The sequence below is a fragment of the Pseudundibacterium arcticum genome, assembly GCF_042646465.1.
Lineage (GTDB): Bacteria > Pseudomonadota > Gammaproteobacteria > Burkholderiales > Burkholderiaceae_D > Undibacterium_A > Undibacterium_A arcticum.
Genome location: NZ_JBHRTP010000015.1, coordinates 21,735 through 28,777 on the forward strand (window position 1 = coordinate 21,735; position 7,043 = coordinate 28,777).

Annotated in this window: 3 protein-coding genes; 1 reads left to right on the top strand and 2 read right to left on the bottom strand. The window is 64.1% G+C overall.

All coding sequences use genetic code 11. From position 1 onward, the window contains the following. Window positions 1-40: 40 nt before the first annotated feature. Window positions 41-622: a YceI family protein gene (locus ACFOFO_RS05765; protein WP_390322389.1), complete on the top strand. Its 582-nt coding sequence runs from the start codon at window positions 41-43 to the stop codon at window positions 620-622. A 300-nt stretch (window positions 623-922) separates the two neighbouring features. On the opposite strand, the gene ACFOFO_RS05770 is transcribed toward ACFOFO_RS05765, so the two are convergent. Then, entirely contained in the window at window positions 923-1,921 is a 999-nt protein-coding gene (locus ACFOFO_RS05770; protein WP_390322387.1) for a succinylglutamate desuccinylase, read from the bottom strand. Next, window positions 1,921-6,756, bottom strand: coding sequence for an NAD-glutamate dehydrogenase domain-containing protein (locus tag ACFOFO_RS05775; protein WP_390322385.1), 4,836 nt, complete (start codon window positions 6,754-6,756; stop codon window positions 1,921-1,923). Before ACFOFO_RS05775 ends, ACFOFO_RS05770 begins: the two co-directional genes overlap by 1 nt. Between the last annotated feature and the right edge of the window lie 287 nt (window positions 6,757-7,043).

A 7,043-nucleotide genomic window follows, 5' to 3' on the forward strand; every position in this document is an offset into this window, starting at 1 on the left:
CATATTCTCAATGTCCCAACAGCAACAAGGATAGCTACTCATGACACGCAATACCTCCCTGAACACACTGCTGGCAAGCGTTCTGCTGGCCAGCGCAATGCCGGCCTTCGCGGCCAGCAACTACACCATCGACCCGAGCCATACCCATCCCAGCTTCGAGGCCGACCACATGGGCCTGTCGACCTGGCGCGGCCTGTTCACCAAGACCAGCGGCACTGTGGCGCTCGATCGGGCGGCGAAGACCGGTTCAATCGATATCGTGATCGATGCCAATTCGATCGACTTTGGCATGGCCAAGATGACGCAGCATGCGAAATCGTCCGATATGTTCAATGTCGAAAAATTTCCGACGATCGTCTACAAAGGAAGCGCGATCAAGTTCGACGGCGACAAACCGGTGGCGATCGACGGTGAAATGACGATGCTCGGCGTGACCAGGCCATTGACGCTGACCATCAACAAATTCAAGTGCATCCAGCATCCGATGCTGAAACGGGAAGTGTGCGGCGCCGACGCGTCGGCCGAATTCAAGCGCACCGATTTCGGCCTGAATTTCGGCGTACCGATGTTTTCGCCGGAAGTGAAGCTGGCGATCCAGGTGGAAGCGATCAAGGTTGACTGATCGGCGCTCGTTCGCTCTGCTTGATACAAAATCCGGTGCACGAAGGTGTACCGGATTTTTTTATGGCAGTTTAGTTTTGCGGCAATTGAGGATAACTAACAAGGCCAAAAAATCACTGTCGCCCCAGCGAACGCTGGGGTCCAGTGGCGTGCGATGTCCACCGGGATGTCCGCTATCCTGTTGAACAAACACCTGCAATATGTCACGAAAGCCACTGGGTCCCAGCGTTCGCTGGGACGACGGTAGTCGTTGCATTGACGTCTGTGACTATTGAGTCAATCACGACGTCAAATTATTGGCTCACTCCTGCCGCACCACCATCAGCCCGGCGCGCTGGCCGATCCTGACGTTTGGGTTCGGGAAAATCACCGCTTCCTCCGCATGTTCGACCTTGTACACGGTGGCGCCGTCGGTCGCGATTACCGCACCGCGCGGCAGCGTGGTGAAGTTTTGCGTATCGCGGTCGAAACTCATGCTGAAGGTGTCGCTCTGCTTGATGATCTCCTGCGCAACACGAAACACCTGCGGTGTGCTCACCGCAGGTGCAGCGGCAACGCTGGCGGCATCCCGATACAGCAGCGCCTGCAAAGCCGCCTTCGGTGCGGCGAACAGGGCCATGTCATTCTGGCCCAGCGTCCCGATCCGGCCCAGCTCGACCGTGCTGCCGACCGTGCCGAATCTGGTCGCGGTCCACGAGCTGTAGGTGCCGGCCGAGGTCGGATTCAGGACGATCGCGCCGATCCCGGCCTGCGCCATCCAGCGGAACAAAGCCTGTTTGCCGGCGTCGGCAATCAGGTCCGGCACAATGGCAAAGGTCGGGTAACGCGATGGCCGGATCGCGGTATGCAGATCCAGATGCCATTTTTCCGCCGGCGCGCCGGCAAAAAATTCTTCGGTGGCCTGCATGATCTGGTCGGCGCGCGTCGCTTCGCCGGCCGTTGCCAGGTCGCCGCGCTCGGCGCGGAACATGCGGTTCATATCAGCGTCGATGAAGCGCCGCCCCTGCGCGATCGCGTCCAGATTGCCGACCACCACCATCAGATCGAGCGCCAGCCGTTGTGGCGCTGCGGCCAGTTCATCGAGCAGATGCGCCAGCATTTCGATCGGGCCGGTCTCGTCGCCATGCACGCCGACCGACAGCAATAACTGCATCGGCGCAGCGCGCTGCGACGCGCCGATCTGCAGAATGCCGCGTGCCGGCTGCCGCACGCTGAAGCCGACGCTGGCAAAGCGCGCGGCGATGCCACTGAAATCGGCTTGCGCCAAGGCCAGCACCTGCGCTGAAACCAGCGCAGCCATTACGCCACACCCGCTACCGTAGATGCTTCGGACAAGGCCCAGACTTCCAGCATCGCGTGATCCAGATCGCTGTGCGCAGACAGCGCCCGATCTGCGGCTCCGTCTGGGGTCCCATCCATTGCGTGCGCCGCACGCTGGTGTCCGTTCAAGGCCAGCCGACCGAGCACGGTATCGACCGCTTGCGCCGCGCCATCGTCCTTGCTGCCGACCGGCATTTGCTGCAACACCTGCGACAACAACCGTTGTTGCGCGCGCCGCAGGGATTGCTGAGCGTAATCGCGCAACTGTTCCTGGGCCGGGTGTTGCGGACCATGTTTCAGCCCACGTTCGAGCCGGTCGATGCCGGCCTGGCGGCGCAGTTGCATGCCGACCTGCAGGAATTGCGCCAGATCCATGTCGGCCGGGCGCGCTACAGATAGCGCACCGAACAGGAAGGCGGCCATCGATTCGATCGCTTCCACCGACTGCCAGGCCCGCGCAAAGCCGGCGGGCAACTGGTCCGCGTGCGGCAGTTCGACCGCTGTCAGCATGCGCTGCGCGACATCGGGCTGCCTGAATAGTTCGGTCAGTTCCTGCAAGCCGCCGGACGCCTGCAACTGCAGTGCCGGCATCGCCAGCACGCCTTCGGTGACCGACTTTTGCAGCACACGGGTGCGCTGGTCGACCAGGATCGACGCGGCCAGTGGCACCGCCAGCGCATCGGCATCGAGCGCGCTGAACACCGGCGCCAGATTCAGCGCGTCCCAGGCCTGGGCCCAGGCGCAGATGACGTCGGTCTCGCTGACCGCATGGCTGCGCGCCAGCTGGCCCACCAGCAGGGGACCACAGCGATTGACCACATCGTTGGCCAGCACCGTGGCCAGGATCGGATTGGCCAGCGGATGATCGAGCGCCTTGCGGCTGGCCACCAGCGCCGGCGGGAAGTAGGGTGTCAGGATCGTCTCGGCCCACGCAAAGTCGGTCAGCGCCTGCGCCGCCAGATTGCGCTTCAGCCGATTCTTGACGTTGGCGATCACCACCGCCAATTCCGGCGTGGTCAGGCCACGGCCCTCCTGCTTGCGCCGTTCCAGTTCCGTCGCCGACGGCAGCTGCTCCAGTTCGCGCGACAATGCACCTTCGGTGTCGAGGCTGGCGATCAGCGCCGCATAGCCGTCCAGCACCCGCGCATCGCTCTGGGCCTGCGCCTCGCGGACCAGCAGATGCGTCTGCAAGGTATTGTCGCGCAGCACCAGCGTCTCGACATCGTGCGTCATCTCGTTCAGGATGCGATTGCGGTCCGCTTCCGACAGTTGGCCGGCATTGACTTCGGTATCGAGCCAGATCTTCAGGTTCACTTCATGATCCGAACAATCGACGCCCGCCGAGTTGTCGATCGCATCGGTAAAGATGTGGCCGCCGTGCAGCGCAAACTCGATCCGGCCGGCCTGGGTCGCGCCGAGATTGCCGCCCTCGGCCACCACCTTGCAGCGCATCTGATTGCCATCGACGCGGATGTTGTCGTTGGCGCGATCCTTGACCTGGGCATGGGTCTCGTTCGATGCCTTGATGTAGGTGCCGATGCCGCCGTTGTAGAACAGGTCGACCGGCGCCAGCAAGATGGTGTGCAGCAACTCCTCCGGTGTCAGGGTCTGCGCGCTGGTGCCGAGCGCGGCGCGGACTTCAGGCGACAGTTCGATGCTGCGCGCGCTGCGCGGCCAGATCCCGCCGCCGGTCGAGATCAGGCTCTTGTCATAGTCGTGCCAAGACGAGCGCGGCAAGGCGAACATGCGCTGGCGTTCCGCGAACGAGGCCGCCACGTCCGGCGTCGGATCAATGAAGATATGGCGATGATCGAAGGCAGCGATCAGCTTGAGCTGGCGCGACAGCAGCACGCCGTTGCCGAACACGTCGCCCGACATGTCGCCGACGCCAACCATCGTGATCGGCGTGGTGTTGAGGTCGTGCTCGATCTCGTAGAAATGGCGTTTCACTGCTTCCCACGCACCCTTGGCGGTGATGCCGAGCTTCTTGTGGTCGTAGCCGTTCGAGCCGCCGGACGCGAATGCGTCGCCAAGCCAGAACCCGCGCTCGACCGCAATGCCGTTGGCGATATCGGAGAAAGTCGCCGTGCCCTTGTCGGCCGCCACCACCAGATACGGGTCGGCCTCATCGTAGCAGACCGTATCGGCCGGCGCGATGATGGTGCCGCGCACCCGGTTGTCGGTGACGTCGAGCAGGCCGCCGATGAACAGGCGGTACACCGCCTCGCCTTCGGCCGCGATGGTTTCGCGCACCGCATCATTCGGCATCATCTTGCAGACGAATCCGCCTTTTGCGCCGGCCGGCACGATCACGGCGTTCTTGACCATCTGCGCCTTGACCAGACCCAGCACCTCGGTGCGGTAATCTTCCATCCGGTCCGACCAGCGCAGGCCGCCGCGGGCAACCGGGCCGCCGCGCAGGTGCAGGCCTTCGAAGCGGCGCGAGAACACGAAAATTTCGCGGTACGGACGCGGTTCCGGCAGCAACGCCAACCCGCTGGTGTCGAACTTGAAGATGATGGTGTCGCCGGCTTGCTGATTCTGGAAGTAATTGGTGCGCAGCGTCGCCAGCATCAGGTCGGCCAGGCTGCCCAGGATTTGCTCGGTGTCGGCGTGGTTGACATCGGAGAGACGCGCCTTGCAGCTGGCGAGTGCCTCAGCCGCGCCGGAGCGCTGGGCCGCGGACAGGCTCGGATCGAAACGTTGCAGGAAGGCTTCGACCAGCGCCATCACATGGGTCGGCTGCTTGCGCAGGCAATCGGCGATGTAGCGCACCGAAAAACGGCTGCCGGCCTGACGCCAATAGCCGATATAGGCGCGCACCAGCTGCACTTCGCGCGCATGCAGGCCGCCTTCGATCACCAGCCCGTTCAGGCGGCCGTCCTCGGCTTCATCGTTGATCAGCAGCTCGAACATTTCCTCGGCCACCTGCGCGATCTGCGGCCGCGCCAGCTTGGCGGCGCTGTCGGCATCCAGCATCAAACAGGTGACGAAAGAACGCACGCCGTCGACGCCGGTGATCGCGTAGGTCTGCTCCCGGTCGATTTCGACACCGGCGTTATGCAACGCCGGCAGGATGCGCGACAGCGACGGCACGTTGTCGGTCGAATACAGCCGGATGCTGGCGCCGGCGGCGCCCTGAGTCCCTGGCATGCCAGTGGCCGACGGACCAGCGGCAGCCAGCGGCGCATTCATCTCGATCCGGACCTTGATGCGGGTCGGTTCGCGGCGCTGCAGCAGCTCCGACAGATCGCGGAACGCCACCGGCGGCGCGGTCGCCGTCACATAGTCGGCCGCCAGCGCGGCGCCCAATTTGCGCAAGGCCGCGCGCAACGCCGCATCCGGCTCGGCATCGGTGAGTTGATCGAAATTGTCATGCCAGCCGTCGAGTATCGCCAGCAACGGCCGCTGGATATCGCTTTCCAGATCGAGCGGGTAGCGCGCCGCATCGGCGATCAGGTACAGCCGCGCCAGCGGGCCGTCGGCCACCAGCGTCTGCGAGCGCACATCAGCGGCGCCCGAGCTGACGCGCAAAGCCTGCGCCAGCGCTTGGGCGACGCTGGCGCTGTAGCGTTCACGCGGCAGGTAGACCAGTACGTTCAGATGGCGCGCATAGACGTCGCGCCGCGCAAAGATCTTGGTGCGCGGTTGCTTGTAGAGCGACACCACGGCGCCGCAGACGCTGGCCAGCCATTCCGGCTCGGCTTCCAGCGCCTCGGTGCGCGGCAGCGATTCGAGAATTTCGAGGAATTTTTCGGCGCGGAAACCTTCCTCGCGCACGCCGGCCAGATGCAGCACCTTGGCGATGCGGCCGCGGGCAAACGGCATGCGCGCCAGCGGCGCAGCCGTCGCGGCGCGGGTGAACAGGCCGACGAAGCAGTGCTCGCCGAGAATCGTGCCTTGGGCATCGGTCTCGCGCACGCCGATGAAGTCGAGCTGCTGATCGCGGTGCAAGGTCGACAGCGCGTCGGCCTTCACGATCGATAGCGCATCGGCGCGCGCCGCCAGCGTCTCGAAATCGCCGGGAATCCGCGCCAGGCAGGTGCCATATAACGGATGGCTGAGGTCCTGCAACACGCCGATCCGGCTTGGGAGGTCGCGCGTCAGCTCGCGCGCACCGGGGGTAACCCGGTAATAGGCGTAGCCGAACGGCTCGAAGCCCTCGCTGCGCGCCCATTCCAGGAAAGCCGCCACTTCCTTGCCTTCCGCATGGCCGACGCTGGCGGCGATGGTCGCCACCTCGGTCATGCGCGCCGCCATCTTGGCAGCATCGCGCCGCACTACGCCAGCATCGCCGGCGACCATCTGGATGGCGCCGATCAAGCTGCCCAAGGCCGGCTCGATCAATTCCTCGGACAACAGGCACAGCACGAACGATTCCAGCGGATCGGCGTTCGATCCCGCATTACCGACCCGGATCACGGCGCCGCCGACGTCGCGCCCGATCGCCAGCACTGCGTTCAGGACCGCGCGTGCCGCGATGCGCTGCTTGCGCATCGCCATCACGATCGAGTCGACCAGATAGGGCATGTCCTCGTTCAGGATCAGCAAGGCCGTCGCCTGCCCACCGTGCCCATCCGGATAATGCAATGCCTCGATCTGGCATCCGGCGCGTGTCCGCTTGGCAGCTTGGGCAAAACCGTCGAGCAACACCGGCGCCAGGCTGGCCGGGCTGATGCCGGCCAGGTCCTCATCGTCCAGAGCGGCGAGCCAGGCCCCGATCAGGGCGCTGCGCTGGCTGCCATCCATCCCGCCCGGCGCGGCCAGCACCAGGTCCAGGGTTTGTTGGCGCAAGTCTTGTGGTTGCTGAGTCATAACCTATCTCCAATTTAATGTTGCCAGTGTGCGCTTTCGACGCCTTTGCCGCTTTCAGGCACGCGACCGGGATTTACATGCATGCGGCAGCGTTTCGCCGCGCATGCCCTGATCAGACGCACCGGATAGCGGGCAGATGACACCCTGCACCACGTTAAATGTGTCGTCGCAATGCAAGAAAGGCTCCGTTTCCGGAGCCTTTTAGTACAACTAGTGCGCGGTCTAGTTGAAGTTGTACTTGGCCGACAAATCGATACGGCTCATGTCGCCCGCCTCGCCCGCCAATG